The sequence below is a fragment of the Geomonas paludis genome (genome assembly GCF_014193585.1).
GTDB lineage: Bacteria > Desulfobacterota > Desulfuromonadia > Geobacterales > Geobacteraceae > Geomonas > Geomonas paludis.
This window is the reverse complement of record NZ_BLXY01000004.1, coordinates 220,486-245,248: the sequence shown is the minus strand read 5'-3', so window position 1 is coordinate 245,248 and position 24,763 is coordinate 220,486. Positions and strand designations below refer to the sequence as shown.

24 protein-coding genes and 1 tRNA gene are annotated in these 24,763 nt (G+C 63.7%); 5 read left to right on the top strand and 20 right to left on the bottom strand.

The genetic code is table 11. The features are described 5' to 3' along the window. Positions 1-2 precede the first annotated feature (2 nt). From tssE to tssJ, 9 genes are read right to left on the bottom strand one after another with little or no spacing between them, the layout of a single operon-like run. Positions 3-548: a type VI secretion system baseplate subunit TssE gene (tssE, locus tag H7687_RS13160; protein ID WP_183348074.1), complete on the bottom strand. Its 546-nt coding sequence runs from the start codon at positions 546-548 to the stop codon at positions 3-5. Further along, on the bottom strand, positions 548-1,045 hold the full coding sequence (locus tag H7687_RS13155) for an Hcp family type VI secretion system effector (protein WP_183348072.1): 498 nt from the start codon (positions 1,043-1,045) through the stop codon (positions 548-550). The genes tssE and H7687_RS13155 overlap by 1 nt, the downstream gene beginning before the upstream one ends. Positions 1,046-1,078: 33 nt before the next feature. Beyond that, positions 1,079-2,560: a type VI secretion system contractile sheath large subunit gene (gene tssC, locus H7687_RS13150; RefSeq protein WP_183348070.1), complete on the bottom strand. Its 1,482-nt coding sequence runs from the start codon at positions 2,558-2,560 to the stop codon at positions 1,079-1,081. Between the two features lie 13 nt (positions 2,561-2,573). Then, on the bottom strand, positions 2,574-3,098 hold the full coding sequence (gene tssB, locus H7687_RS13145) for a type VI secretion system contractile sheath small subunit (protein WP_183348063.1): 525 nt from the start codon (positions 3,096-3,098) through the stop codon (positions 2,574-2,576). 21 nt (positions 3,099-3,119) lie between these two features. Continuing rightward, on the bottom strand, positions 3,120-4,451 hold the full coding sequence (gene tssA / locus H7687_RS13140; protein WP_183348055.1) for a type VI secretion system protein TssA: 1,332 nt from the start codon (positions 4,449-4,451) through the stop codon (positions 3,120-3,122). 9 nt (positions 4,452-4,460) lie between these two features. Next, positions 4,461-7,931, bottom strand: a complete 3,471-nt coding sequence (locus H7687_RS13135; protein ID WP_246404847.1) for a type VI secretion protein IcmF/TssM N-terminal domain-containing protein — start codon at positions 7,929-7,931, stop codon at positions 4,461-4,463. Between the two features lie 15 nt (positions 7,932-7,946). Further along, positions 7,947-8,612: a DotU family type IV/VI secretion system protein gene (locus H7687_RS13130; protein ID WP_183348053.1), complete on the bottom strand. Its 666-nt coding sequence runs from the start codon at positions 8,610-8,612 to the stop codon at positions 7,947-7,949. Between the two features lie 2 nt (positions 8,613-8,614). Next, positions 8,615-10,009, bottom strand: a complete 1,395-nt coding sequence (gene tssK / locus H7687_RS13125; protein WP_183348051.1) for a type VI secretion system baseplate subunit TssK — start codon at positions 10,007-10,009, stop codon at positions 8,615-8,617. After that, positions 10,006-10,506: a type VI secretion system lipoprotein TssJ gene (gene tssJ, locus H7687_RS13120; RefSeq protein ID WP_183348044.1), complete on the bottom strand. Its 501-nt coding sequence runs from the start codon at positions 10,504-10,506 to the stop codon at positions 10,006-10,008. The genes tssK and tssJ overlap by 4 nt, the downstream gene beginning before the upstream one ends. 196 nt (positions 10,507-10,702) lie before the next feature. Here tssJ and mobA point away from each other — a divergent pair, with 196 nt between their 5' ends. Together mobA and mobB are read left to right on the top strand one after the other, a co-directional pair. Continuing rightward, complete coding sequence (gene mobA / locus H7687_RS13115; protein WP_246404846.1) at positions 10,703-11,302, top strand: molybdenum cofactor guanylyltransferase; 600 nt, start codon at positions 10,703-10,705, stop codon at positions 11,300-11,302. Further along, a complete protein-coding gene (mobB, locus tag H7687_RS13110) occupies positions 11,299-11,802 on the top strand; it encodes a molybdopterin-guanine dinucleotide biosynthesis protein B (protein WP_183348040.1) in 504 nt (167 codons plus the stop codon). The genes mobA and mobB overlap by 4 nt, the downstream gene beginning before the upstream one ends. Positions 11,803-11,895: 93 nt before the next feature. Here mobB and H7687_RS13105 read toward each other — a convergent pair whose 3' ends face one another. Next, positions 11,896-12,168: a hypothetical protein gene (locus tag H7687_RS13105; protein WP_183348038.1), complete on the bottom strand. Its 273-nt coding sequence runs from the start codon at positions 12,166-12,168 to the stop codon at positions 11,896-11,898. Between the two features lie 81 nt (positions 12,169-12,249). Next, positions 12,250-12,324: transfer RNA gene (locus H7687_RS13100), tRNA-Gly, on the bottom strand. 167 nt (positions 12,325-12,491) lie between these two features. Here H7687_RS13100 and H7687_RS13095 point away from each other — a divergent pair. Further along, complete coding sequence (locus H7687_RS13095; RefSeq protein WP_183348036.1) at positions 12,492-12,926, top strand: acyl-CoA thioesterase; 435 nt, start codon at positions 12,492-12,494, stop codon at positions 12,924-12,926. Next, complete coding sequence (locus tag H7687_RS13090) at positions 12,923-13,129, top strand: hypothetical protein (RefSeq protein WP_183348034.1); 207 nt, start codon at positions 12,923-12,925, stop codon at positions 13,127-13,129. Before H7687_RS13095 ends, H7687_RS13090 begins: the two co-directional genes overlap by 4 nt. Here the strand turns inward: H7687_RS13090 and gluQRS are convergent. The 6 genes from gluQRS to H7687_RS13060 all read right to left on the bottom strand — a co-directional run bounded on the left by gluQRS (position 13,120) and on the right by H7687_RS13060 (position 19,053). Beyond that, complete coding sequence (gene gluQRS, locus H7687_RS13085) at positions 13,120-14,052, bottom strand: tRNA glutamyl-Q(34) synthetase GluQRS (RefSeq protein ID WP_183348032.1); 933 nt, start codon at positions 14,050-14,052, stop codon at positions 13,120-13,122. The two genes, H7687_RS13090 and gluQRS, sit on opposite strands and share 10 nt — an antisense overlap. 46 nt (positions 14,053-14,098) lie before the next feature. Beyond that, a complete protein-coding gene (gene ppnP, locus H7687_RS13080; RefSeq protein ID WP_183348030.1) occupies positions 14,099-14,410 on the bottom strand; it encodes a pyrimidine/purine nucleoside phosphorylase in 312 nt (103 codons plus the stop codon). A gap of 71 nt (positions 14,411-14,481) precedes the next feature. After that, positions 14,482-14,829, bottom strand: coding sequence for a hypothetical protein (locus H7687_RS13075; protein WP_183348028.1), 348 nt, complete (start codon positions 14,827-14,829; stop codon positions 14,482-14,484). Positions 14,830-15,015: 186 nt separating this feature from the next. Beyond that, positions 15,016-16,428: a type I glutamate--ammonia ligase gene (gene glnA / locus H7687_RS13070; RefSeq protein WP_183348026.1), complete on the bottom strand. Its 1,413-nt coding sequence runs from the start codon at positions 16,426-16,428 to the stop codon at positions 15,016-15,018. 38 nt (positions 16,429-16,466) lie between these two features. Beyond that, complete coding sequence (locus H7687_RS13065; protein WP_012531513.1) at positions 16,467-16,805, bottom strand: P-II family nitrogen regulator; 339 nt, start codon at positions 16,803-16,805, stop codon at positions 16,467-16,469. 166 nt (positions 16,806-16,971) lie between these two features. After that, the gene (locus H7687_RS13060) at positions 16,972-19,053 is read right to left on the bottom strand and encodes a glutamine synthetase III family protein (protein WP_281376707.1); all 2,082 of its coding nucleotides are present in this window, start codon (positions 19,051-19,053) and stop codon (positions 16,972-16,974) included. Positions 19,054-19,483: 430 nt separating this feature from the next. Here H7687_RS13060 and H7687_RS13055 point away from each other — a divergent pair, with 430 nt between their 5' ends. Further along, positions 19,484-20,215, top strand: coding sequence for a M23 family metallopeptidase (locus tag H7687_RS13055; RefSeq protein WP_183348023.1), 732 nt, complete (start codon positions 19,484-19,486; stop codon positions 20,213-20,215). Between the two features lie 188 nt (positions 20,216-20,403). Here H7687_RS13055 and hrpB read toward each other — a convergent pair whose 3' ends face one another. The 3 genes from hrpB to H7687_RS13040 form a co-directional block, all read right to left on the bottom strand. Further along, positions 20,404-22,884 carry an ATP-dependent helicase HrpB gene (hrpB, locus tag H7687_RS13050; RefSeq protein WP_183348140.1) on the bottom strand — a complete coding sequence of 827 codons (2,481 nt, stop codon included), beginning with the start codon at positions 22,882-22,884 and terminating at the stop codon, positions 20,404-20,406. Positions 22,885-22,888: 4 nt separating this feature from the next. Further along, complete coding sequence (locus H7687_RS13045) at positions 22,889-23,563, bottom strand: HAD family hydrolase (RefSeq protein WP_183348021.1); 675 nt, start codon at positions 23,561-23,563, stop codon at positions 22,889-22,891. A 239-nt stretch (positions 23,564-23,802) separates the two neighbouring features. Further along, entirely contained in the window at positions 23,803-24,705 is a 903-nt protein-coding gene (locus tag H7687_RS13040; RefSeq protein WP_183348019.1) for a phosphatase PAP2 family protein, read from the bottom strand. Between the last annotated feature and the right edge of the window lie 58 nt (positions 24,706-24,763).

Here is a 24,763-nt window from a genome sequence, read left to right as displayed (position 1 = left end):
AATCACGAGAGGATGGTATAAGCGCCGCTGTTGATGTCGAAGTGAGTGTCGAAGACGGTGGGGAGCGCTACCGGCTCAACTTGCAGCACCGCCTCGATGCGAAAATTCAGGGTCCGCTCTCCCTGCGTCGGCCCTAAAGAGACCGTGACGTCCTTCAGCCGTGGCTCGAAGCAGTCGAGGAGTCTTATTATTTCCAGGCGTACCGCCTGCTGCACCCGGTGTGAGCGCGGGTTGTCCAGACTGAAATCACGGCTGCCGTAACTGATAATGGAGTTCTGCAGATATGAAGTGAGGGGGACTGGCACCTGCGGAGCCAGTCCCCTGAGCGGCAGTCCCTTGGTCGGGTTCAAAACCGAGAAACATCTGGTGTTGAAAAGGTTCTCCAGGTCGCGCAGCACCGAGTCGATCAGCGACCTCAGGCTGCTGCGGGAGGAGCGGGCGGTCTCAGCCGGACATTCCGGGTCACGGTCGGTGAGCCTGTCCAGTAGGGATTGTCTCGGTTCCGGCTGGTATCGCATGCGCCCTCCCGCCATCGTGCTGGTTGCCATCACACTTTCTTGTTGGTTTCCAGGTTCCATCCCGCGGCGACCTGGCCGCCGCCGGAGCCGTCGGCGCGGTTTTGCTGGGTGTAGGCGAGCTCGATCTTGCCGTAGTTGAAGGCGATCTCCTCGACGGGGATGGCTTCGCCGCCGTGGGCGCTGCCGCCGGGGCGGTTCAGGCTGATGATGACGTTGGAGAGTTTGTACTCCATGTACTTCAACTTATCCCCGCCGGCCCGGCAGATCTCCAGGGTGACGCTGGGGATGTGCCGACCGGTGGCGCAGGCCTCGAAGAGCTTGGGACTCGCCTTGTCCAGCACCTTGACGACGCTGAAGTCGGAGAAGCTGGCGCGCTCGGCGGAGGCGCCCCCCGCGCTGCTGGCGGTGCCGGAGGTGGGTTGGGTGACGGAGAAGTTGTAGGAGAGGACCTCGATCCAGTCCCTGTGCTTGTCGTCGCTGCTCTCTCCCGGTATCCCTTCTATCTTCAGGAATGCATCGAAGGCCATGATGTCCTCCCTTTCGTGGTGGTCTCAATATGGTCAATTCGTCCTTGGCGACGGCAGGTTGGCAACGAGTCTCAAGGATATGGTGAGTTCATCCAGCTGATAGTGCGGCTTCAAGAAGGCCACGGCCCGGTAGCATCCCGGCCTCCCCGGCTGGTCGAACACCTCGATGCGAGCCTCCCTCAGCGGGAAGCGGGCCTTCATCTCCTGCCCCGCATCGTCATCCAGCAGGACGTAGCGGCTGATCCACCGGTTCAGGTAATCCTCGACGTTCTTCCTGGTCCCGAAGCTGCCGATCTTGTCCCGCATCATGGCCTTCAAATAGTGGGCAAAGCGCGACACGGAGAGGATGTACTGCAGTTGTCCCGACAGTCTCGCGTTGGCGTTGGCGGCATCGGTGTCGTAGATCTTGGGTTTGTGTGCGCTCTGGACGCTGAAGAAGGCTGCCATGTCGGTTCCTTTGCAGTGCACCAGGGGCACGAAGCCGAGGTCGGCAAGCTCCTTCTCGCGCCGGTCGGTGATGGCGATCTCGGTCGGGCACTTGGCGGCCAGCCCGCCTTCACCGGTGTCGAAGGTGTGGATGGGGAGGTCGGCGACCGCCCCTCCCCCTTCGACGCCGCGGATGGCCGCGGTCCAGCCGTACCTGGAGAAGGCGTCGGTGATGCGGCCGGCAAGACAATAAGCGGCGTTGCCCCAGAGATAGTTACCGTGATCGCCGCCGCATTCCTCCTCGAACTGGAATGACTCTGCCGGGTCGGCATCCGGCCCGTACGGCAGCCGCATCAGCACGTGCGGCAGGCAAAGCGCCACGTACTTGGCATCCTCCGACATCCGGAAGGAACGCCACCGGGCGTAGTCGGCTCCCTGGAAGATCTTGGCCAGATCCCTCGGTCCGTCCAGCTCCGCGTAGCTGTCCACACCGAACAAGGTCGAGGAAGCGGAGGTGATCAGCGGAGCGTGCGCCGCTGCGGCGACCTCGGACATCCGCGTCAACAGCGCCAGGTCCTGCGGCGCGTTGCCGAACTCGTAGTCGCCGACGAGGCAGCCGTAGGAGGCGCCGCCGAAGCTGCCGAATTCTTCTTCGTAAACCTTCTTGAAGAGCGCGGACTGGTCGAACTCGGCCGCCTTTTCCATGTCCTTGGCGAGCTCCTGCTTGGAGGCATTCAGCACGCGGATCTTCAGATCGGTGCCGGTCTCGGCCTGGTGCACGAGGTAGGAAAGCCCGCGCCAGGACGCCTCGAGCTTCTGGAACTGGGGATGATGAATGATCTGATTGACCTGGTCGCTGACCAGGCGGTCGATCTCGGCGATCCTGGCGTGAATCATCCGCTCGACGTCGCCGCCGGGCACCATCTCACCTGCCACTACCTGCTGCACCAGTTCGACCAGCATCTCTGTCGCGTATGGCTTCTGGTCTTCGCAACGCGCCAGGCGCCCCTCGGTGACGATCAGGTCGAGTAGTTGCCGGCCAGGCTGCCGCTCGGCTAACCGCACTTCTTCTTTAGTGAGTTCTTCCATGCCTCCCTCCTTTTCAGGCGCTCTCGCCGCTTCCGTCACCGCTGTCAGGGGTGTGGCAGATTGCCTGCAGCGCCTCGCCACCGGCCAGTAGATCCCGCAGCAGTTCATCCAGCCGGTCGTTGCCGTCCAGCCGGTTCAGCAGGTCGGAGAGCCGCCCCCGCGCCTCTACCAGTTTCCGAAGCGGCTCCACCTGCTGCGCCACGCGCTCGGGATGGAAATCCTCCAGCGCGGCAAAGCGCAGGTCCACGCCGATTTGGCTTCCGTCGCCGCACAGCGTGTTGTCGGCCCTGAAGGCGAGTCGCGGTGCGACAGCTTCCATGACGCGGTTGAAATTGTCCCGGTCGATCTCCACGAACTTCCGCTCCTTGAGCTTGGGCAGAGGGGTGTCCGGCGTGCCCGACAGGTCGGAGAGCACTCCCACGACGAAGGGGATCTCTTTCACCTCCACGCCGTCATCGACCTCGACGTCATAGGTGATACGGACCCGAGGCGCCCTCACCCGCTCCAGCTTGCGTTGCAGACTTTCCGAAATGGACATGGTCTCTCCTTCTGCCGCCCCCTACTGGGGATACGGCATCGCCTTGGTGACGTCGAGCAAACAGATGCGCTTGAAGAGCGTCCGGGCAAGGTCGAGGTCGCTGTCGCGGGGGCCGCCATCCTGGAGACAGCGGTAATACGCGACCAGCACCTCGGCGACCCAAAGCGGCGACTCCCAGCGCTCCAGGTGCAGCTCCTCGATAATGCCGTGCAGTTCCTCCACGATCGGCCGGGCCAGGTCCGCCCTGCCCGCCTCCAGGCAGAGCCTGGCCATCAGGAGCCTGACCCGGTTACGATCACGCAGTGAGTCGGTGGCATTGGCGGCGCAGAGCAACATGGCCAGCGCCTCCTGTAACCGCCCCGCCCCGACCATGGCAAGTGCGTCTCCCCACAGCGAGCCCTCAGGGAGCTCGCCCCCGGAAATTCCGGAAACGGCTGCAGTGGCTGCATGAAGACCCGATGCCGGGCCAGGGGCGCCCCCCTCCCCGTACAGGTCGTTGCCCTCTCCACATCGCGCCGAGTTAGGCCCTCCTGTCATCGGGGCGGATGCTGCATTGCCTGCCTCCCGGCGATAGAGCGTGTCGGCGAGTGTACTGCAGCCGTCGATGGCAGCGGCAAGCTCGGCAAGAGTGGGCGCCGTGCCCGGGAACTTCGCTTCCAATACAGCAGCCAGCCGCTGCACTCTCCGGCTGCACTTGGCAGCCCCATCCCTGAGGGCCGCGGCATAGCGTGCACCGGAGCGTGCCACCGCAGCATCGAAATCCTCGGTGCTTACCGCGGACTCCGCCAGCAGTTGCTCGCGCCGGCTCTTCTTGTCCTCGTCGATCTCGCCATAGCGGTTCCTCACGTCCGCCTCGGATCCCACCTCCCGGGATTGCCGCCATTGCAGCCATGAGTAGCCGGGGGTGAGCTCCGGATCGGTCAGCGGAATCATCCTGACCTGCGAGGCGACTTTTCCATCCAGGAATTGAAAGGGGGTAGCGCGATATTCCAGGTCACCCTCTTCCATCTGCGGATAGACCGTATCCCAGAAGCGCTCGGCGAGGCCGGTGATCAGGTCCAGCCCCAGCGCCAGCCCCGGGAAGCCTTCGGTGACCGTGAGGGCTTCGGCTAGCCACGCCGCTATCTGCAGGTCCTTGCTCCTTTCGCCGAGGGCGGAGGTAGCGAGGGAAATCGCCTTGTCCCAGTTGGCCTGCTTGACGTCGTGTTGCCAGTCTCCCATGGCAACGGCATCCTCGCAGCGGCGTGCCTCCATGATTTCCTCGTACACGGTCGTGTAACGCAGGTCACTCCCGGCAGGACTTTCGGAAGAGATGGGCCGCAACAGCTTGTCGACGCAAAGATCCCTGATCATGGCGTCCCCCTAGTCCCAGCATTCCGCGATCTTCACCGGAACCCGCGCGGGGAGCGTCTCTGCGGGCTGGGCAGCCAGGTCCCCGGCGCCGAAGAGCTGGTAATTGACTTTGATGAAGCGCACACCCAATCGTTGCAGAGCTTCCTTTTCCTGCGGGAAGTTGCGGGGGTAAAAGGTGTGCCGCCCGGCCGGGAAATCGCGCAGGAACTCGGTGAAGCCGCTGCTGCCCAGATATCTCCTGGTAAGAGTGGTGTCGCCGACATCGATCTGCAGCACCACGTCGCTGCAGGCGTCGGGCAGGTACACGAAGGGCCTGCTCACCGGGTAGTTCATGTTGACGATGGACTGCACCCCCGTGGCGCAATGCAACTCGAGCCGCGTCCCCTGCGGCTTGACGCGGGCCTCGGCGTTGGCGTCGGTCGGCAGCCCCTTGATGGTGACGTGGTAGACCGGCTTGGGAGAACCGGCTGCGGCGGCAAGCTTGGCCTTACCTCCCTGCGCCAGGAACGAGTAAAATTCGGGCTTGAACGGGATGGAGCCCCCCAGGGCCGACTTGGGGAAATAGCCGCGTGCGGGGCTCCAGCCGATAAAGGGGTTCACGTAGTCGCCGACGTACTTCCACACCGGCCCGTCCTTGCCCAGCAGGTACTGCAGGCTCTGGGGATCCCTGCTTCCCTGCACCTCCTTCAACACCGTCTGCTCCCACTGTGCCTGCAGCGCGCATGCAGTCTCCATGCGGATGTAGGTGCCGTAGAAGGTTATGGGCCCGTAGATGAGGCGGGCGAAGGTGTCGTCTCCCTGCCCCTGCACGAGGAGCTGGTTCAGACGCTGGGCCGCCTCTGCTGCCTGGAACAGCGGGGACTTGCCGGACTCCGCCGAATCGCCGAAGGCCTGCAACGCCATCCGGTGCGCCAGCGCCCTCGATTTGGCCACCGGAGCGATCTGCGCCACGGCGTTCAGATACTCCCGGGCCAGGTTGGCGCTTTGTTCGTCGCCGGGGAGGTTTTCCTTCTTCCCCCCCAGCCGCCCGATGGTGCCGGCCACCCGGCTTGCCTGTCCCGAAAGTGAAGATGCGACCCCGGCGGGTCCGGCGCCCTTGAGCGCCTGGAACCGGTACAGCTCGGCGATCCAGACCGGCAGAGGCTCGGCCGGGTCGAAGGGCTGCAGTTCGGTCAGGGCGCGTCGCATGAAGTTGAAGTAAGGCCCCTGCTCTCCCGCCATGGCGGCCGCCGCGCTCTGCCACTCCTTCGGTGCCAGCAGCCGCAGCGCGCCGGCGGGGAGTTGTGCCGCAAAGCTCTGCCAGGCGTTGAAGGCGGCCTCCCGGTAGCTGCGCCAGAACTCCGCCCGCGCCCGCTCCAGGACCTCGCGCTCCGGGTAGGCTGTGCTGAGCTCGCCCAGCACAGCGGTGATGCGCTCTCTTCCGTTGCGGGTGAAGCAGGCGGCCAGGGACGGCTCGCCCTGGAGTGCCCTCGATCCTCCCCAGAACTCCTGCAGGGAGATCGGCGCCGCCGTTTGCTCCCGGTCCACGTACCCTAGCACCCAACTGAAGTCCGCTCCCTTCAAGAGCACCAGGCGCTTGAGCAGCTGCTGCAGCCGTTGCAACTCCTCCGACATCTGGGCGGGATCGGCAAGCCAGGCGACGTAGGCGAGGTAAAGGTTGCCGGCGGCGGGGTCGGACCATCCCTGCGCCGGTGCTGCCAGCACCCGGTAATCCGGCACGGGATGGGAGGCGAGCCCCGTTTCATCCTCACCCGCGAGCCTCCCTTTGAGGAGGTTGCAGCGCCGGCTCAGGTGCAGCACCACCCCCCCGAAAGCGGAGTCGGGCAGGGCTGGAGAAAGGGCGTCCAAGGCCCCCGCCATCTCCGCATCGAAAGGCGCCAACAGGTGCTTTCTGTATTCCTGGCAGTAACGGGCCTTGAGCGCCTGCTCGACCTCGCGGCTGCGGCTCAGGCCGAAGCGCGGCAGCCACCAGTTGCGGTTCTTTAGTTCCACCTCCACGATGGCCCGGCGCATAGCTTCCAGCGCGGCAAGATCGGCGGCGGTATCGCCCTGCAACCGCGGCATGCCGGCCGCCGCATAGGAAGCCAGCCGCAGCACGCCGATGTTCTTGACGAAGGCGCCGGTGAGCATGGCGCAAAGCGAGATGCCGATCAGCAGCCAGCAGACCAGGGCCAGGTTGTCCGATAGACGCCGCCATTTGAGCGTCCGGGCGCTTAGAGCACACAGCCCGCGGTCCCGGGGCAGTACCTTCTCGAAAAGATCGTGCAGAAACGGTGCGTGAGCGGCGGCAACGTGCTGCGGGTCGCCGGGAAGATGCCGGGAGAGGGGTCGGACCGGCAGCGCGCTGCAAAGGTAGATGCCGCGCAAAAACGGGGTTTCCTGGTAGTGGTTCTGCCCGAAGGCGGCTGGCATGAAGAGCTCGAGACCGGGGCGCAACTCCCGCAGTTGATCCGGGAAGAGCAGCAGGCGACCGTTGGCAGGCGCAGGTGCTCCATGGTGCAGCAGCAAAAGGCGCAGCATCCGCATCCTTTCGTCGACCAGGTCGCAGAACCGCTCCAGCAAGCGCGGCAGATCGGCATCGAGCTCCCGGTTCAAGAGCCCCACGGGCTGGTCCAGGGTCCCGGAAGGGAGCGCGCCGCAGAACTCGCTCATGCCGCTTACCAGGTCGCACTTGGTGATGAGCAGGTATACCGGGAAGGTGACCCCCAGGTGACGGATCATCTCCTCAATCCGGCAGCGCAGTTGCCGTCCCTGCTCCTCGAGCTGCGCGGGGTCGGCGGCCAGCAAACTGTCTGCAGCCACCGTGACCATGACCCCGTTGATGAGCTCGGTCCTCCGATACCTTTTCAGTAACGACAAGAAGGTCAGCCACTCGTCATGATCGCCGCCCGCGTCCGCCGGCACTGCGTAGCGCCCCGCGGTGTCGATGACGATGCCTTGATCATAGAAGTGCCAGGAGCAGTTCGCCGTCGCCTCATGTTCCGGCCGCTCGGAAAAGGGGGACAACAGGCGGGCGCCCCGCACCGCGCTGGTCTTGCCGGAACCGCCGGCGCCGAGCAACAGGTACCAGGGGAGCACATGCAGGGGGTCGCCTTCCTGCTTGAGATGCGACCCCTTCAGGGTGCGCACCGCCGCCCGGAAGTTTTGCTGCAGTTCCAGAATCCGGTCCTGCCGCGCCGGCTCTACCGGGGACGGATCGAGCTGGGCCGATTCCGCGCGGGGGGGATGTGCCGGCTGGTCTTGTGCTGCTTCCGCCCCCTGCGGCACCGGCTGCTCTTTGTCCTGCTGCGCGCGCTGCACAAGCTTTTTGAGCCACTCCAGCGCTCCCCACAGCAGCAGCACGATGAAGGGAAGGAAGATGCCTATGCGCCACGGCCAGGTAAGGAGCGGGATCATCACGAAAGCGACCACCGTGATGGGAAGCAGGGCCGCGCCGAAGAGCAGATATTTACAGCAGGTGAGCACGGTGTACTTCTGCACGACGCACCTCCTCCGCTAGAGGTTCGGCAGGGCCAGACCGTTCAGGACGTACCGGAACACGAGGTACATGAGGGCGAAGATGATGACCGGCGCCGCTATCAGGACCGCAGACAACGGGGTCAGGGTGAAGGCGGGTTGGCGTGCCGGGAGTTGGCTGCCGGGAAGTTCCGGCAGGGACTCGGGAAAGAGGGCGAGGCCGTCCAGCGCAGGAACCGTATCCGCCGTGCCGAGAAACCGCTTCAGCTGCGCGCCCCTCAACTGCTCCAGCAGAAACTCCCCCTGCTCACCGATGTAGCGTCCCTTAAAACCGAGGGCGAGGCAGGTGCAATAGACTTCGTGCACCTCCTGCTGCTCCCCCAGGCTCTCCAGCCGCTGGAACGCTTCCACCCCGGCATCGGTGGTCCTGTAGAAAAGACGCTGCAACTGCTCATGCTGCCAGAGTTGCCGGTCGGGCCACTGCGAGGCGAGCAGGGTCTCGTCGACCCAGGCACAGACGATGAAGCGGGCCTGGTCGAACTGGTCGGGATCACAGCCGCACTGCTTGGACAGCGCTTCCGATTGCGCCAGCAACTGCCGGATTTCCCCTTTCACCTCGGAATAATCGGCCGCTCCGTGCGGCAGCGCGTTACGGAACTCGACGACGTGGGCCAGCAATGGCATGAAGCAGTCGATCAGTCTCATGGTCAGCACCTGGTGACGATCATCAGCTCGGCCTCCAGGTCATCAGGCGCCTGATCCCAGAAGAGGGCGATGTTGTGCCACTTCTGCACGAGGTCCCAATGTTCGGAGCGGCTGTCGATGGAGAAGTACAGGGTTGATGAGCGGCGCGGCAGCTCATGGGGCGGGTTGGGCAGGTGCTCAAGGGCGATACCCGGCAAGGCCTGCGCGATCAGGAGAGGAAGCCTTTCCCGGGCTGCCAGCTTGGCGAGGCAGGTGAGGGATGCAAGCACTGCAGCGGGGTCAGCCTCGGTAGTAACCGCCAGGTAGAAGCGGTTTCTCCCCTGGAAGTGGGCGGCGGTGAGGTCGGCATTGTACTGGGTGCCGTCGAAGCAGAGCCTGAGGGCGTATTCCGGCCCGGTGCAAACCTGGTCCAGGAGCTTCAGGACCAGATCATGGGCCTGGGCGAAACAGCCGCCGAGATCGAGGTGGTTGTACTCCGGAAGGAAGGCAGGCCCCTCGGCCACGGCGTCACCCGAGCAGGCGACGGACTCGGAAAAGCAGGAGAGTTCGGCCACCAACTGCGCCAGCACGCCGTAGAGCTGCCAGGGGTGGACCCGGGCCAGGATGAGGTGATCGATCTGGGCGAGGTAGCGGTTCACCGTCCTCAGGGCCAGGAGGTAAGCCAGGTCCTTGGAGCCGAACTCCGCACCCTGGATACCGCGCTGCCTCTTGCAACTTTCCATGCGACGGGAACGTACCGCGACCAGGTCCCGTATCCCCTGCACCAGGTCGGCCAGCAGCGGCACCGCGGCGATGGTGAGACAAGGGGGGATGAAGTCAGGAGCTATCCCGAGTTCCTCGCCGCGCAGCTCAAGCTTCGCCAGGGGGAGCAGCAGGTAGTCGCCCAGGAGGTCCAGCTCGCTTTCCCAGAAGAGCTTCAGGACGTGGTCCAGTTGCCGGACTTCCGCGTCGGGCCCACCGGCGTGCAGGTCCGGATAGGAACTGCCGTCCGCGGCTGCCAGGTACCGGGTGTTGCATCTGGCCGCCTCATGCCCCTGCTGCAGGACGGCCACGTTTTCCGCCCGTGCCTGCCATTTCTTAAGCCCCAGGTACACCGTCAAGGGAGCGCCCTTGCCGACCGCCCCTTCGGGGACCAGCCGCGGCTCTACGACCGCATTGCCGGGGAACTCGATGTAGGTGCCGTCGGGAAAAAGGAAGGCGCCGCTGACAAGTTCGACGGAGGGCACCCCCCTGGAAAAGGTCCGGACGACACCCCGGGAGACGCCCCAGAAGTGGGGCATCAGGTGGCTGTGGTACGGGATCAGCAGGGAGTGTGCGCCGCGCTCGGCAAGCTGGAAATGCTGCGGCTGCAGGAACATGCCCTGGTGCCAGAAGATAGGACGCAGCGCCGTGTTCATTCGACCCTCGCATTGGTTATCTCCTGGGCCCCGAGGTCCAGATGCAGTGCCCCCTGCGGTCCGTTGGCCGCGCCAGAAGGAATGGGGAGCAGTTCCGTCACCTTCCTCTTGCCGAAACTGTAGTAGCCGGTGGCCAGCCCCAGGTAGCGCGTGCCGGCGCCCTTGTCGCAACTGTGGCTGAGTTCCTGGCCCGGCTGCACGACCATGAGCTGCGCATGAACCACCGACGGGTCGAAACGGCCGCATTCGAGCAGTTTCGGCACCCCGTCCCTGTTCTGCGCCAGCTGCCGGAATCCTTCCGGCTCCTTGAGCTGGTACAGGCAGAGCAGCAGCGCGTGGGAACTCCGGTCGTAGCGGTTGAGCTGGGGATCCGCCTGGACCTTGAGCGTGATCACCTCGCCCGGCCGGACGGACGCGCCGCTTTGCGCGAGCCGCATGTTCATCGTGCAGCCTGCCAGCAGGCCCAGGAGTGAAGCAGCGAGAAGTACCCTGTACATGGCCACCCCCATCGCGCTCGAGCATGCCCGGAAGGCAGGCTTCGGATGTCGCGCCCAAGGACAACGCACAGGTTAGCATAAATTTATTAGCTGCAAACACCGCGGCAGGATTTTAATTTGTGCCACCGCCGGCGGGACTTATGGTATAAACGAGGCTGGTTTCGGGGACAAAGAAATGGAGCAAGCGGAGTCAGCAGTGACGGCGGATTTCGTGGCGGACGACATAACGGGCGTCATCCTGGTGGGGGGCAAAAGCCGTCGCATGGGGCGGGACAAGGCGTTCCTGCAACTGCTGGGGAGGCCCCTTTTCGAGCGGGTGCTCGACCTGTTCGCGGAGTCTTTCCCGAAGGTCGTGCTGGTGGGTGACCGGGGGGAGCGCTTCGCAGGCTACCCGCTGCAGGTGCTCCCCGACCTCGTCCCCGGCAGTTCCCTGGGCGGGGTCTACACCGGGTTGTGCGGTGCCGACAGCGAGTGGATCTTCGTGGCTTCCTGCGACCTTCCGTTCCCGAGCAAGACGATCCTGCAGCATCTGTGCTCGCTCAGGGCGGAGTGTGACGCGGTGGTCCCGAAGACCAGGCAGGGGTACGAACCTCTTTTCGCGCTGTATTCCAAGCGTTGCCTGGAACCGATCCGGGAACTGCTGGAGGGTGGTGATTGCTGCGCCTACGCCTGGTATCCGCGGGTCAGGGTGAAGGAGGTCGGCGCCGATGAGATCGCGCGCCTGGACCCGGCAGGCACCGCCTTTCTCAACCTCAACACACCGGAAGACGTTATCAATACAGGAGGAATTACATGACGGTCAAGGCAGTATCCTTTGTGGCAAAATCCGGTACCGGGAAGACGACCCTGCTGGAGAAAGTGATCGTGCACCTGAAGGCGCGCGGGTACAAGGTGGGGGTAATCAAGCACGACGCACACCGCTTCGACATCGACCATCCCGGCAAGGACAGCCATCGGCTCACCGCGGCCGGCGCAGACACCATGCTGATCTCGTCGCCCGAGAAGCTCGCCATCGTCAAGAAACACACCCAGTCCCCCCCCATCGAGGAACTGATCGAGACCTATTTTTCCGACATGGACATCGTGGTCACCGAAGGGTTCAAGAAGAGCGGCATGCCCAAGATCGAGGTGAACCGCCAGGAGCGGAGCACCACCCTGCTCTGCCGCGGCGAGGCCTACGACCCCACCCTCATTGCGGTAGCCAGCGACGCCGATCTCGACCTCGACGTGCCGGTGCTGGACCTGAACGATCCCGCCGCCGTCGCGGACTTCATCGAGGAGACCTTCCTGCAGTAACGGGCCATCTTCTACTGCCAGTTCAATGAAAAAGGGGGACCTGCCGGTCCCCCTTTTCTTTTGCTGCTCCGGCATTTGGGGCTCGCTCGGCCATCACGCCTCTTCCATGAGTTGCCATTCCGCGTACCCATCTTTACGCTCGTCCACATGCCGGCCTGAAAGTGCAACGCGCTCCTGGACAGGATCGGTTTTGACCGTGACGTAAGCACGCACTATGGCTGCCACGGTCGCCTCCTGCAGCGTTATGGAACTGCCATCCGCCAGCTGCAAGGTGGTGCGCAGGTGCCGGTGCCCTTTGGGCACCTCCATCACGACGCGGGTCACGTCTTGGGTCCTCAGTATCGTCTCACCACCGATTTTTTCCATGACACGCCTCCGCACAGCCTGAATGCAGCCCCAATGCAAAAAACCCCGGTAGCGGAAGCTACCGGGGTTTTATTAATTAATTGGAGCGGGAAACGGGGTTCGAACCCGCGACTTCAACCTTGGCAAGGTTGCACTCTACCACTGAGTTATTCCCGCTCAACAGAGATCCTGTTTATAGCAAAACAGGCTTCCCCAGTCAACCTCTTTTTTTAATGACACGAAAAATTTCATCCGCCAATGTGCCAAATGTCGTATCATATCGCGCACCATCGGCTATACTGCTCCCATGAGAAGAGACGACAGGGACCGAAAAGGAGATGTACATGGAGAACAGAAAGGCGGAGCTGATCGAGACGCTGCTCCCTAAGGACACCAACTCGTACGGCAACATCTTCGGCGGCGTGATCATGAGCATCATGGACAAGACCGCCGGCGTGGTCTGCTGGCGCTATTCCCGCAAGCGCGTGGTCACCGCCTGCGCCCAGCGCATCACCTTCCACACCCCGATCAACGTGGGAGAGGTAATTTACTCCCGGGCCACCATCATCCACGTCGGACGCAGCTCCATGGAGGTGGAGGTGATGGTGGAAGCGGAGAACGTGACCGACGGCGCCAAGCGACTGGCTGCCAGCGGCGCATTCACCATGGTGGCGGTCGACGAGAACTGGCACCCGGCGCCGGTGCCGCAATGGCAGCCGGTGACCGAGGCGGAACTGGAAAAATGGCGCGAGGTGGAAAAGAGGAGAAAGAAAGGATGAGCCTGCGCATGCTCCTGCTGCTGCCGGCGCTGCTGCTGCCCGGGTGCGAGACGCTGAACGACGCCATGGTCCGGCACATGCTCAAGGAACCCGGGATGAGCGGAAGGATCAGCGACCAGATCCGCGACGGTCTGCAGAGGCGTGAGAAGGCTCCGCCGGCGACGGTGCCGGAGGCCCCTCCCCCCTTCCTCGATCAGGGGTAGAGAAAGGGCGCCGGCGTGCGCGGGATGGCGCAGATGTCGAGGTGGGCGACGCCCCACTCCAAGATTTCCGCCGGCGCCGCGCCCTGCAATTCCGGCGGGGGGGACTGGCCCAGAAAACGAAGTGCCGCCAACAGCAGCCTTCCCCCCTCCTGCTCCAGGTCGCGCCCGGCGGCAAGGGAAACCGCGTTGTCGCGCTTGCTGAGCTTGGCGCCGTCGGGTCCGGTGACCAGCGGCAGGTGGAAGTAGGCGGGCGTGGGGAAGTCGAAGATGCGCTGCAGGTAGATCTGGCGCGGCGTCGAGGCCAACAGGTCTGCCCCCCGCACCACCTGGTTCACGCCGGAGGCGGCGTCGTCGACTACGACCGCCAGGTGGTAGGCGTAGGGCCCGTCGGCCCGGTGGATCACGAAATCGCCGCAGGACGCGGTAAGGTGCTGGCTGTAACGTCCCATGATCCCGTCATCGAAGGAAATCACCTCGTCATAGACCTTGACCCGCAGCGCCCGCTCCACCTTCTCGGGCGGTAAGCCGTCGCGGCACAGTCCCGGATAAACCAGCCCCTCTTCATGGGGCGCCGAAGCGATCTGGGCAATCTCGCTCCTTGTGCAGCCGCAGGCGTAGGCCAGCCCGCGCCGTTGCAACTCATCCGCGGCGGCACGGTAATGCTCGGTGCGCCTGCTCTGGTACAACACCTCTCCATCCCAGTGCAGGGCGAGCTTCTCGAGGGTGGCCATCATGTCGTCCGCGATGCCGGGCACCACGCGCGGCAGGTCGAGGTCCTCCATGCGCAGCAGCCACTGCCCCCCCGCGTTCCTGGCGACCAGGTAGCTCCCCAGCGCGGCGACGAGTGACCCCACGTGCAGCGGCCCGGTTGGCGACGGTGCAAAACGGCCGACGATCATGTCCTTGTCCGATACGGTAGTCATCGAGGAGTACCAGAAAAGCCCCTGGCCAGGACCAGGGGCTTCGTCGTTAGAGGAAGGAGCAGCAGTAGTCAGAGACGGCGGTTACCTTCAGCTTGAAGCTGGAGTTCTCCGGCACCTCGAAGGCCTCGCCACCCTTGATGGTGACCCAGTCGGGGGAACCGGGGAGCAGCACGGTCATCTCGCCGGACATGATCTCCATGAGTTCCGCGGAACCGGTGTTGAAGGTGTACTCGCCGGGCATCATGATGCCCAGGGTCTTGCGGGACCCGTCGGCGAAGAAAATGGTACGGCTGGTAACGCCGCCGTCGAAATAGACATTGGCCTCTTTGACCACCGTTACGTTGTTGAATTCAGACACAGCTACCTCCTCAATGGTATGAAATTGGGTGCAAACCCTTATTAACGCACTCCCTCAGAGGCCGGATGCCTCTACGACTCCCACTCGCCGCTCTCCCAGCGCTCCAGGGCGGTCTGGGCACGAAACCCGATCAGCCCAGGCTCTCTGGCGATGACGGTGAGGGTTGCCACGCAGCGCTCGGGAGCTTCCCGCATGGCGTACACCGCTACCATCCCGGCAACGACCGGGTTGGGGTCTTCGAGCAGACAGAGCAACTCGGCCACCCCGCCCTCCCGCTGCAGGGCACGGTAGTAACGGGTCAGATCGGCAACCTCGGCGGCAGCCAGATCCTCGGCCATGACCTCCAGGGCCTCGGCATGGCGCACGGCGGCCTTGGCAAACCAACCCACCAGCTTTGTCACCTTCTCTTGCTGCAGCAACCGCTCCTCCCGGACCTGCGCCTGCCGTCTGCCGGCGCGTGAACGGTGAAGGTATCAGTTTTCCCGCATGTCTTCAAGGATAAACACCGCGCCCGGCACACGTGGAGCGGGACCGCCGCCGGCATGAGACGCGAAAAAGGCGGGGGAGATCCCCCGCCTTTTTGCTGCCCATAGGAGCAGAACTGCCTAGATGTCGAAGTACAGGGCGAACTCGAGCGGTACCGGACGCATACGGACCGGGTTGACTTCGGCTTCGGTCTTGTACTCGATCCACTTGTCGATGACGTCCGGGGTGAAGACGTCGCCCTTGAGCAGGAACTCGTGGTCTTCCTTGAGGGCGTTGAGCGCCTCCTCCAGGCTGCCCGGAGCGGACGGAATGGTGGAGAGCTCTTCCGGGGACAGACCGTAGATGTCCTTATCCAGCGGCTGGCCCGGATCGATCTTGTTCTCGATACCGTCGAGGCCAGCCATCAGCATGGCGGCAAAGGCGAGGTAGCCGTTGCAGGACGGGTCCGGAGTACGGTACTCGATCCTCTTCGCCTTCGGGTTGTTGGAGAACATCGGGATGCGCAGGGAGGCGGAACGGTTACGGCTGGAGTAAGCCATGTTCACCGGAGCCTCGAAGCCCGGCACCAGACGCTTGTAGGAGTTGGTGGTCGGGTTGGTGAAGGCGCACAGGGCGCGGGCATGCTTGATGATGCCGCCGATGTAGTACAGAGCCATCTGGGAAAGCCCGCCGTACTTGTCGCCGGCGAAGAGGTTGGTGCCGTCCTTCCACAGGGACATGTGGCAGTGCATGCCGGAACCGTTGTCGCCGTAGAGCGGCTTCGGCATGAAGGTTACCGTCTTGCCGTTGCGGTTGGCGACGTTCTTGATGACGTACTTGAACCACTGCAGCTGGTCAGCCATGTCGACCAGCGAGGAGAAACGCATGTCGATCTCGGCCTGGCCGCCGGTGGCGACTTCGTGGTGCTGGCACTCGACGCGGATGCCGACCTTCTGCAGTTCCATCACCATCTCGTTGCGGAGATCGTTCTGGGAGTCGGTCGGGGCAACCGGGAAGTAGCCTTCCTTGTGGCGCGGCTTGTAGCCGAGGTTCGGGAACTCTTCACGGCCGGTGTTCCACGCGCCTTCCACGGAGTCTACGGCGTAGAAAGAGGAGTTCGCGGTGGAGTCGTAACGGACGTCGTCGAAGATGAAGAATTCGGCTTCCGGTCCGAAGTAAGCGGTGTCGGCGAGGCCGGTGGACTTCACGTAGTTCTCCGCCTTCTTGGCGATGTTACGCGGGTCGCGGGAGTAGCTTTCCTTGGTGATCGGATCGAAGATGTCACAGATCAGGGAGAGGGTCGGCACCGCGGTGAACGGATCCATCTTTGCGGTGGTCGGGTCCGGGAGGATGATCATGTCGGAAGCGTGGATCGGCTGCCACCCGCGGATGGAGGAGCCGTCGAAGCCCTGGCCTTCCTCGAAGGTGTCCTCGCCGAACTCGCTCATCGGCACGGTGAAGTGCTGCCAGATGCCGACGAAGTCCATGAATTTGAAATCGACCATCAGCACGCCGTTTTCTTTGGCAAACTCCACTACTTGTTTTGGTGTCATCTACTATCTCCTTTCGAATTAAGTAAAGGATCAGCCAATTAGAGAGCGTCTTCGCCCCTCTCACCGGTCCTGATCCGGACTACCTCTTCCACAGGGGTGACAAAGATCTTGCCGTCGCCGATGCGTCCAGTTTTTGCAGCCTGCTCGATGGCATCAACGACCTTGCCGACAACTTCGTCGGAGACGATGATCTCCATCTTGATTTTGGGAATGAAATCTACGACGTACTCGGCGCCGCGGTAAAGCTCGGTGTGACCCTTCTGACGACCGAAGCCTTTGACCTCACCGATGGTGATGCCCTGGATGCCGATCTCATTGAGTGCTTCTTTCACTTCATCAAGCTTGAAAGGTTTTATGATTGCTTCGACTTTTTTCAAGGCAGTTTCCTCCGCTTGTCGTTCAGTGCGCCGCGAATTATAGATACCTTACAATGTAATTGCAAGTTTTAATAAACCGCGGGCTCATGGTTCGTTTCGTTAAGGCAAAGCTAAAATAGGAGCCCCACTAGGAGGCTCCTATCTGGCAGACAACTGAGGTTACCAATTACAGGACGAAAAGCATTTCCCTGTAGGTCGGCAGCGGCCAGTACTTGGCAGCAATGATCTTCTCCAGCGCGTCGCCGGTGGCCCGCAGTTCACCCATCTTGGTGAAAACGTTGGCCCTGAATGCGGCGGCCTGCTTCTCGGCATCGGCGATGTTGAGAGCGTCTTCAAGCGCCTTCTCCAGCGCCTTGGTGTTGGCGCTCATGGCGGCCAGCTTGTCGCTGAGCTCTTCCAGCAGTTCCTTCTGGGTGGAGACGTCCAGCTTGCTGGACACCGCGGTAACCGCGTTGATCGACGATGCCACGGTGGTCGCATACTCGATGGCGGTGGGGATGATGCTGTGGTTGGCCATGTCGATCATGGTCAGCGCTTCGATGTTCAGGGTCTTGACGTACTGCTCGACCATGATTTCGTAGCGTGCGTGAACTTCTTTCTCGTTGAAGACGTTGTGAGCAGCGAACACCTCGACTGCTTCCTTGGAGACCAGTTCCTTGAGTGCATCGGGAGTGCTGGGGATGTTGGGCAGGCCGCGCTTGGCTGCTTCCTGGACCCACTCGTCGGAGTAGTTGTTGCCGTTGAAGATGATGCGCTGGTGCTTTTTCGCGATTTCCTGCAGCAGCTTGTCGAGGTCGGCGTCGAAGTTGGTGGAGTTCTCCAGGGCGTCGGCGATTTCCTTCAGCGCCTGGGCGATGATGGTATTGATGATGATGTTCGGGCCGGAGATGGAGAAGGACGAACCGAGCATCCTGAACTCGAACTTGTTGCCGGTAAAGGCGAACGGCGAGGTCCTGTTCCTGTCGGTGGCGTCCTTGGGCAGTGCCGGAAGGGTGCTGACACCGATGTCCATGTGACCGCTCATGGAGGAGGATTTTGCTACGCCCTTAACGATCTGGTCGATGATGTCGGCCAGCTGCTCGCCGAGGAAGACCGAAATGATCGCCGGCGGTGCTTCGTTGGCGCCCAGGCGGTGGTCGTTGCCCGCGTTGGCGCAGGAGCAGCGCAGAAGGCCAGCGTAGGTGTCGACAGCCTTGATGGTTGCCATGAGGAAGGTCAGGAACTGGGCGTTGTCATGCGGGGTGTGACCCGGCTCGAGCAGGTTCTGGCCGTCGTTTGAGCTCATGGACCAGTTGTTGTGCTTACCGGAGCCGTTGACGCCTGCAAACGGCTTCTCGTGCAGCAGGCAGACCATGTCGTGCCTGAGGGCGACGCGCTTGAGAACGTCCATGACCATCTGGTTGTGGTCGGTGGCGATGTTGGTGTTTTCGAAAATCGGAGCGATTTCGAACTGTCCGGGCGCGACCTCGTTGTGCTGGGTCTTGGCGGTGACACCGAGTTTCCACAGCTCTTCGTTCACTTCCTTCATGTAGGACAGCACTCTTTCCTTGATGCTGCCGAAGTAGTGGTCTTCCAGCTCCTGCCCCTTGGAGGACATGGCGCCGAAAAGGGTCCTGCCCGCCATCATCAGGTCGGGCCTTTGCAGGTAGAAGGACTTGTCGACCAGGAAGTACTCCTGCTCGGCGCCGACAGTCGAGGTAACCCTGGTGACGTCGTTGTTGCCGAACAGCTTGAGCACGCGCACGGCCTGCGTGGAAAGCGCTTCCATGGAGCGAAGCAGCGGAACCTTCTTGTCCAGTGCCTCACCGGTGTAGGAGCAGAAAGCGGTAGGGATGCAGAGGGTGATGACGTCAGCCTCTTCCCTCAGGAATGCGGGCGAGGTGCAGTCCCAGGCGGTGTAACCCCTGGCTTCGAAGGTAGCCCTCAGGCCGCCGCTGGGGAACGAGGAGGCATCCGGCTCGCCCTTGACCAGTTCCTTACCGGAGAACTCCAGCAGTGCACCGCTCTCGGTGGGGGAAAGGAAAGCATCGTGCTTTTCCGCGGTGATGCCGGTCATCGGCTGGAACCAATGGGTGAAGTGCGTTGCGCCTCTTTCAACGGCCCACTCTTTCATTGCCGCTGCGACAACATCTGCGATGGAGGGATCCAGCGGCAGACCTTCGTCTATGGTTTTCTTGAGGTTCTTGAAAACAGCTTTCGGCAGCTTCTCTCTCATTACAGTCTGGTTGAATACGTTTTGCCCGAACATCTCCACGGTACAGCCTCCTTTTTGTGCAGCGGTGTCTAAAAAATAAGCACAATGCTTATCGAAGGGAATGAGGTTCCAAGGACTTACAGAACCAATGCGTTGAACATCCAGTGTAGTAGCAAGAGAAGTGCCCAGTCCGCCCCCCTCTTGATTATTATTTCCCCACAGGCCGTCCTCCGGGAACGACCGCGACGCCGTTGGATCCGACGCGCAGGCGCGACGATGGCCGGCAGTGCGGGCATGCGTGGATTTATTGAGTTATTTCAAGGGATTGTCGCACTGCCGGCCATTCTGGAGCGGCGTCTGCCGGGTAGTGACCGGCCGACGCCCCGGCGAAGTGCGACTTGCCAAGCGCCGGCAATCCTACTATAGTACGGGTGCTTCTGCGCGGCACCGGGCGGGCTCGGGGCGTTGGGCAAAGGATCACGTGATGAAGAAAAAGGCATACGTACGTCGATGGAAGGCAACATCACGACTGGCGGGTACACTCCTGCCGGCAGCGGTGCTCTGCGCGCTCTCCGCCGCGCCGGCACAGGCCGACTTTTTCCGCTACACCGACGAGAACGGCGTGGAGGTCTTCACCAACACCCCTACCAACAGCGGCGCGGTCCGGGTACTGCGCGAAGCCAAGAAGCCCAAGCAAACCGCCAAGCTGCAGCAGCCGGCATCGGGCAAGGAGGCGCCCGACCTCTCCGGCATCGAGGGGAAACTTCCAGTACAGGGGGTGATCACCTCGGGGTACGGCATGCGGCACGACCCGATCGACGGCAGCCCGAAGCACCATAACGGTGTGGACATCGCGGTACCCACCGGCACCAGGGTGAAGGCGATTGCAGCAGGCAGGGTCGTAGAGAGCGGAGCGCGCGGCGGCTACGGCAACCTGGTCACCATCCAGCATGCCGACGGCATGGTTTCCATGTACGGCCACAACTCGCAACTCGAGGTCAGGGCAGGGGACCAGGTGGAGGCGGGGCAGACCGTGGCATTGTCCGGGTCGACCGGCAGATCGACGGGGCCCCACGTGCACTTCGAACTCTGGAAAAACGGCGTCAACGTGACGCGGAACTACCTCGAAACCGGGGCCGGCATCCCCGAAGTCACCGGCAGCATCAGAAGCTACCTGCACAAGGACGGGTCACTGGTCTTCACCAATATCAACTAACTCGATTTCTCCCAGCCATAGAGTTGATCTTCGCCACATACGTCCACATCCCCTCTCCCCCGGGAGAGGGTCAGGGTGAGGGCGTTGCCAAGAGCAAAATGTGAGCAGTGGGCAGCCCCCTCACCCGCCCTTCGGGCACCCTCTCCCAAAGGGAGAGGGGTGGCGGAAGATCATCGTTGTCAACCGTCTTACATCCTCTTTTTCACATGCCTGGTCGCCGGTGCGTTCCACGGGTCGTCCGGCCAGGGATGCTTCGGGTAGCGTCCTTTCAACTCCTTGCACACCTCACGATAGGCCCCATTCCAGAAACTCTTGAGATCGGCGGTGACCTGGATCGGGCGCCGCGCCGGCGACAAAAGGTGGATCACGACCGGCACCCTCCCCCGCGCCAACCGCGGCGTCTCGGCCAACCCGAACATCTCCTGAAGCTTCACCGCCAGAAAGGGTTCCCCCTGCGCCGGGTACTCCAGCGCGATGCGCGAGCCGCTGGGAACCTGCAGGTGCGTGGGCGCCTCCCGCTCCACGAGCTGCTGCTGCCGGTAGTCGAGCAGCGACTTCAAGGGCTGCAGCAGATCCACCTTGGCCAGCTGGGCCAGGCTGCGCACCCCCTGCAGATAGGGGAGGAGCCACTGGGCAACGCTTGCGGCGAGCGCCTCATCGGAGAGGTCGGGCAACTCCTCCTCGGGCAGGGCCCGGGCCAGGAAGCGCACCCGGTTGCGGTACTGCGCGGCCTGGTCGCTCCAGTTCAGCCCACCGATGCCCGCGCCGGAGAGGATTCCCTGCAGGAGTGCCGCGGCCACCTCTTCCTTCTCGGGAACCGCCGCCCGCTCGGAAAGCACCACCGCGCCGAGGCGCTCCTCGTCGCGGGCCACCACCCTCCCCTCACGCTCGTCCCAGAAGACCCTGCGCTCGCGGGTAATGCCGGCCGCGCATCCTGAGCGGACCGCTTCCAGCGAGACGGCGCTGGCCATGTGGATGTCCGCCTCGCCGGCGCCCCCCTCGACCTCGACGGCCACGATGAAGGGTTGCGCCCTGAGGTTACTGCGCGGGGAGAGCTTGGCGCCGGTGCCGTTGGCCATCAGGTAGCGCCCGGAGCCGGGACTCCGCTCGCGCGCCACCCGGTCCGGGTACGCCATCAGGAGCAGTCGTCCGACCGTGGCCGCATCTGCGTGCGCCACGGTGTCCGCCACCCCGAGGGTGCCGCGAAAATAGGCAGCGAGCCGTTCCACCGTGCGCGCCCCCTGCGGGTCTCGCCGTTCGCGCACCGCGTCCAGTCGGTCCAGCAGGTCGCTGTCGGAGATGCTGCCGCTGCCGCGCGGCAGGATGTCCCGCTCAGAGAGGATGGCCGCCAGCGTACAGGCGAGCGCCGCGCAGCCGGCATCGAGAGAGCCGATCAGCATGGCGGCCAGGCGCGGGTGCATGGGGAGGGCAGCCATCCTGCCGCCGAGGCCGGTGATGGCGCCGCGCTCATCGAGTGCGCCCAACGACCGCAGCAAGCCGCGACCCTCGGCGAGATGGGCAGCCGGGGGCTCGTCCAGGAAACTGAGCGAGGCGGGGTCGGCCACGCCCCACTGCGCCAGGTCGAGCGCCAGGGGCGCCAGGTCGGAAACCTTGATCTCGGGCGGAGTGAAAGGGAGGAGGGTGTTCTGGGTGTGCTCGGTCCAGAGGCGGTAACAGACGCCGGGGGCCACCCTGCCGGCGCGGCCGGCGCGCTGCTGGGCGGAGGCGGCCGAGATGCGCATGGTGACGAGGCGGTTCAGTCCGGTCGAGGGATCGTAGCGGAGCTGGCGGGAATAGCCGGCATCGACCACCACCCGCACCCCTTCGATGGTGAGGCTGGTCTCGGCGATGTTGGTGGCGAGCACCACCTTGCGGCGCTCTCCCGGGAGGATGGCGCGCTCCTGCGCTGCGAAAGGGAGGTCACCGTACAGGACGGCGATGGTCACCTGCGAGCCGACCTGTCCCTGCAGGATGCTTTCACAGCGCCTGATGTCCCCCGCGCCGGGGAGGAAAACGAGGACGTCCCCTTCGGTCTCGGCAAGGGCCTTCATCACCCCGGCACAGGCCGTTTCGGCGAGGCGGGTCGTGGGCTCCGTCTTCAGGTAGCGCACGTCGACGGGGAAGTGCCGCCCCTCGCTGGTGATAAGCGGCGCGCCCCCCAAAAGGCTCGCTACCGGGCCGGCGTCGAGCGTCGCCGACATGACCAGCAGGCGCAGGTCCTCGCGCAGGCCGAGTTGGACGTCGCGGCACAGGGCAAGGGAAAGATCGCAGGTGAGGCTTCGTTCGTGGAACTCGTCGAAGATCACCGCCGCCACCCCTTCCAGCAGCGGGTCGCTCTGCAGGCGGCGGGCCAGGATCCCCTCGGTCACCACCTCGATGCGGGTCGCCTTGGAGACCTTGCGCTCGAAGCGGATGCTGTAGCCGACGGTTTTCCCCACCTCCTCGCCCAGACACTGCGCCATGTAGCGGGCGGCGTTGACGGCGGCCAAGCGGCGCGGTTCCAGCATGATGATGCGGCCGCGGTCGGGAAGCGGCGTATCGAGCAGGGCCAGCGGCACGCGGGTGGTCTTGCCCGCTCCGGGAGGCGCCTGCAGCACGGCGACGTTGCCCTTTTGCAACGCCGCAAGCAGTTCCGGGAGTATGGTGTCGATGACGGCCGGTTTCAGCATGGCATCAGACGAGCAGGCGCAGCCCCTCGAGGTCGACACCGGCCAGCGTCTCCACCACGCGGCAGGCGCCGGTCAGCCGCTCGCCGGGGTAGCTGTTGGTGACGGCAAGCACCTTCAAGCCGGCGCCGGTCGCCGAGGCGATGCCGGCCGGGGTGTCCTCGACGGCTATGCTGCCCGCCGCATCGACGTGCCCGGGGAAGCGTTCCTGGAGCCTTTGCACGGCGAGCCGGTAGCTCTCGGGGTCGGGCTTGCTCGCCGCGACCTCGTCGGCGGTCACCTTGACGTCGAAGGCGTCGGTCAGGCCCAGTTGCTCCAGGATGGGCTTGATATCGCTACTGAGGGCGCCGCTGCATAGGGCAAGCGGGAGGTTGCCGGAGATGGAGCGGATCAGTTCCACCACGCCCGGATACGGCGCCACACCCCCGGAGACGATATCCAGAAATGCCGCAGCCTTCCCCTTGATCAGTTCCTTCAGTTCCTGGTCGGTCAGCGTCCGGCCGTGCACCCGGAAGGCCTCGCGGAAGGCGTCCCGGTCGTCGAAGCCGATGTAGAGATCGAGGTACTCCTGCCAGGAATAGCCCAGGCCAAGCGGCACCAGCAGTTCCTGGAACGCCTTGTAGTGCAACGGCTCGGTGTCCACGATGATCCCGTCGAAATCGAAAACTACTGCCTTCAGCATGCGAAGCTCCTTATAATCAATGTCCAGTTTAAAACTGCCGATTAGCGACTCTCTTCCGCTACCTGCCGCTCCCTTATCTTGCTGGAGAAAGAGGGGGTGCGACGAGGGGGACCGGCTCCGTCAGGTGCCTGTCCCTCTAGCGGAACGCTCCTTTCAGCCCAGCCACCTTCACGAAGCGATAAGGAGACAAAGCAATAAGGGGACAGGCACCTGGCGGAGCCAGTCCCCCTCGTCGCCGCTTAGAATCTGCCCAACAGCGCCAGGGCGGGCGCCCCTTCGATGGACATGGGCGCCACGGTGACGCTTCCGGCAGAGGCGTTACGATACCTGGTGACGGCGGCGCCGGCCAGCTCACCAATGGCCGCCCCCAGGACGACGTCGCTGGCCCAGTGCTTGTTCTGGTACACCCGGGAAAATCCGGCCAGGGTGGCGGCGGCATAGCAGGCGGCCTTGCCGTAGAAGCTCTCGGTCTTGTCGGCAACGACGTGGGCCAGGGCGAAGGAGCTTGCCGTGTGCATCGAGGGGAGCGAATCGTAGCCGTCCTTGAACTGGAGCGGACGGTAGCTCGTGCTGCTGTCGACCTGGTACGGACGTCCCCGCCCGATCACCCCTTTGAGCACGAAGGTGGCGCCGTCGGCTAAAAGCAGCGCTTCCCCCATCTCCTCGCCCAGTTGCATGATGCTGGTCCGGTCGGTGACGGCGCCGGCGCCGTAGAAGGCGGCGGCGACGCCAAGGTGGAGCAGCGGGTTGCTGACCGCGTTGCCGGCATCGGTGATGCCCCTCATCACGCCATGGTGCGAGCCGGCAAACTCGTCCCGGATCTTCTCGTCGAAAAGGTAGGTCAGGCCGAAGACCCCGGCGGTCACGACGGTTCCGGTGAGATAGGGATCGACCGGCCCCTTCAGGAACAGCTTCCCCTCTCCCGCGAAGCGCACCGCCTCTTCCTTGATGGCGTTCGTGCTGGTGAAGACATTCTCGGCGGCATGAAGCGGCGCGACCAGAACCAGTTGGCAGATGCCCAGCAGGACGAGGAGTAACACGGGAAGGCCGGCCCGGGGGCGGCGGATAGTGGTGGGGGTGACGGGTGCTGCAGACTGCTGCGCTGGCGAGGTCCTTACTGAAACGGGCACTGTCTTCGTCATCGACTTCTCCGTCCTATTCTTTATCTCACTCTTCGAGCAACTCCCGGGAGGGAACGGC

Bases quoted from the DNA above. Each gene is read 5' to 3' on its own strand.
- tssJ (WP_183348044.1), bottom strand. From the start codon at position 10,506: ATGTACAGGGTACTTCTCGCTGCTTCACTCCTGGGCCTGCTGGCAGGC.
- glnA (WP_183348026.1), bottom strand. From the start codon at position 16,428: ATGACACCAAAACAAGTAGTGGAGTTTGCCAAAGAAAACGGCGTGCTG.
- tssE (WP_183348074.1), bottom strand. From the start codon at position 548: ATGGCAACCAGCACGATGGCGGGAGGGCGCATGCGATACCAGCCGGAA.
- gluQRS (WP_183348032.1), bottom strand. From the start codon at position 14,052: ATGACTACCGTATCGGACAAGGACATGATCGTCGGCCGTTTTGCACCG.
- H7687_RS13130 (WP_183348053.1), bottom strand. From the start codon at position 8,612: ATGAGACTGATCGACTGCTTCATGCCATTGCTGGCCCACGTCGTCGAG.
- H7687_RS13090 (WP_183348034.1), top strand. From the start codon at position 12,923: ATGAGCCTGCGCATGCTCCTGCTGCTGCCGGCGCTGCTGCTGCCCGGG.
- H7687_RS13040 (WP_183348019.1), bottom strand. From the start codon at position 24,705: ATGACGAAGACAGTGCCCGTTTCAGTAAGGACCTCGCCAGCGCAGCAG.
- tssB (WP_183348063.1), bottom strand. From the start codon at position 3,098: ATGTCCATTTCGGAAAGTCTGCAACGCAAGCTGGAGCGGGTGAGGGCG.
- tssK (WP_183348051.1), bottom strand. From the start codon at position 10,009: ATGAACACGGCGCTGCGTCCTATCTTCTGGCACCAGGGCATGTTCCTG.
- H7687_RS13105 (WP_183348038.1), bottom strand. From the start codon at position 12,168: ATGGAAAAAATCGGTGGTGAGACGATACTGAGGACCCAAGACGTGACC.
- H7687_RS13055 (WP_183348023.1), top strand. From the start codon at position 19,484: ATGAAGAAAAAGGCATACGTACGTCGATGGAAGGCAACATCACGACTG.
- hrpB (WP_183348140.1), bottom strand. From the start codon at position 22,884: ATGCTGAAACCGGCCGTCATCGACACCATACTCCCGGAACTGCTTGCG.
- H7687_RS13095 (WP_183348036.1), top strand. From the start codon at position 12,492: ATGGAGAACAGAAAGGCGGAGCTGATCGAGACGCTGCTCCCTAAGGAC.
- H7687_RS13155 (WP_183348072.1), bottom strand. From the start codon at position 1,045: ATGGCCTTCGATGCATTCCTGAAGATAGAAGGGATACCGGGAGAGAGC.
- tssC (WP_183348070.1), bottom strand. From the start codon at position 2,560: ATGGAAGAACTCACTAAAGAAGAAGTGCGGTTAGCCGAGCGGCAGCCT.
- H7687_RS13045 (WP_183348021.1), bottom strand. From the start codon at position 23,563: ATGCTGAAGGCAGTAGTTTTCGATTTCGACGGGATCATCGTGGACACC.
- mobB (WP_183348040.1), top strand. From the start codon at position 11,299: ATGACGGTCAAGGCAGTATCCTTTGTGGCAAAATCCGGTACCGGGAAG.
- tssA (WP_183348055.1), bottom strand. From the start codon at position 4,451: ATGATCAGGGATCTTTGCGTCGACAAGCTGTTGCGGCCCATCTCTTCC.
- H7687_RS13060 (WP_281376707.1), bottom strand. From the start codon at position 19,053: ATGTTCGGGCAAAACGTATTCAACCAGACTGTAATGAGAGAGAAGCTG.